Raw genomic sequence first — 1,823 nt, forward strand, 5'->3', positions numbered from 1 at the left:
AGGGTGTCCATCGTGAGGTGGAATCTGAAGGAAGCTGGAGGCAAAATTCCGACCCGAGGAACACGAACATCATCAGGCATAGATTATGGGATGAGTCTGCCGTACAAGACGAAGTCCAATCAACTACACGGACATACCAGTGTAAATGATGCGGGTACATGGAAGGAAAGTGAATCGTCTTACCGTGGGAGATCTCATGGACGTGAAGAGATAAATTTCGAACCACGGTTGAAATAAGATTTATCATGAGAAGTCAGCAGAAGCCATAGTACTCGTTGAAGTCGACATCATCGAGGAAGGGCCGAACCTTAGGAGGTGTTAGTCGATGAAGGTTACCAATACAGGAGCGAAGGGCGGCCAACTTCCAATGGAAGACTCCACGCGGAAAGATAGTGCGGAACACGAAGGATATGCAGGAGTGCACGATCCTGAGAGGATAGCTGAAACGGACGACACCAATGCAAACAAGTCGAGGAATGGAATGCTTGAGGAAATTGTGAGCAAAGACAACATGAACCAAGCGTTCAAGAGGGTCAAGGCGAACAATGGCGCTCACGGGATCGATGGGATGAAAGTAGATGAACTTCTACAATATCTTAAAGAAAGCGGAGAGTTACTCAAGCAATCCATTTTGGACGGAACATACCGTCCGAGCCCCGTTCGAAGGGTAGAAATACCGAAGGAGAACGGAAAGAAAAGAAACCTGGGAATTCCAACTGTCGTTGACCGAGTCGTTCAACAAGCAATAGCACAGGTGCTCACGCCGATCTACGAGAAGCAGTTCTCAGAGAACAGTTTTGGCTTCCGTCCAAAGCGAAGTGCGCACGATGCCATGATGAAAAGCCAGAGCAACGTAGCGGCAGGGTACAAGTATGTGGTGGACATGGACTTGGAGAAGTATTTCGATACCGTGAATCAAAGTAAACTCGTCGAGGTACTCTCGAGAACCGTCAAAGACGGACGTGTCATATCGCTCATTCACAAGTACCTGAAAGCGGGCGTAATCGTGAAGCACCGCTTTGAGGAAACAGAAGTTGGTGTGCCACAGGGAGGAAATCTGAGTCCAATACTCAGCAACATCATGTTAAACGAGTTGGACAAGGAATTGGAGAACCGCGGTCACAAATTTGTGCGTTACGCGGATGATCTGCTCATCTTCTGTAAAAGCCGAAGGAGTGCAGAACGGACTCTGGAAAACATACTTCCGTTCATAGAGAAGAAACTATTTCTTAGAGTGAGTCGGGAGAAAACGGTAGTGGACGAGGTATGGCGAGTCAAATTTCTTGGATTCTCATTCTACCAACGTAAGGGAGAAACGAAGATCAGGATTCATCCGAAATCCGCTGTAAAGATGAAAGCCAAAATAAAGGAACTTACATCGAGAAGCAATGGAGTAGGTAATGTCGATCGTGCAGAGAAACTTAGACGCTATATTATGGGATGGATCAACTATTTTAAAATAGCCGACATGAAGAAACTGCTCCAAGTTACGGACGAATGGATGAGAAGACGAATCCGCATGATTTACTGGAAACAATGGAAACGAGTGAAGACAAAGTTCGCAATGTTGCAATCACTCGGAATCCACAAGCAGAAAGCATGGGAATACGCTAACACAAGAAAGAGCTACTGGAGAACCTCCAATAGCCCAATCCTCAACAAATCCCTCGATAACAACACCATCAAAGGACTCGGATTCCTATTCTTTTCAGACTATTATCGACAAGTCACTGTGTAAACTAAGGAACCGCCGTATACCGAACGGTACGTACGGTGGTGTGGGAGGTCGGCTACTCAACTAATGAGTAGCCTCCTACCCGATT

The 1,823-nt window shown here is 46.5% G+C and carries 2 protein-coding genes; both read left to right on the top strand.

Going from position 1 to position 1,823, the window contains the following annotated elements; all coding sequences use genetic code 11:
- Positions 1-237, top strand: a 237-nt coding sequence (locus tag FU659_RS36685) for a hypothetical protein (RefSeq protein WP_222708724.1), incomplete at its 5' end; no start/stop codon positions are given.
- Positions 238-325: 88 nt separating this feature from the next.
- Entirely contained in the window at positions 326-1,738 is a 1,413-nt protein-coding gene (gene ltrA, locus FU659_RS34820; protein ID WP_147951716.1) for a group II intron reverse transcriptase/maturase, read from the top strand.
- Positions 1,739-1,823 lie beyond the last annotated feature (85 nt).

It is taken from the genome of Paenibacillus sp. N3.4 (assembly GCF_008017805.1).
Lineage (GTDB): Bacteria > Bacillota > Bacilli > Paenibacillales > NBRC-103111 > Paenibacillus_E.

Excerpts from the sequence above, each read along its gene's own strand:
- ltrA (WP_147951716.1), top strand. The coding sequence starts at position 326 with ATGAAGGTTACCAATACAGGAGCGAAGGGCGGCCAACTTCCAATGGAA.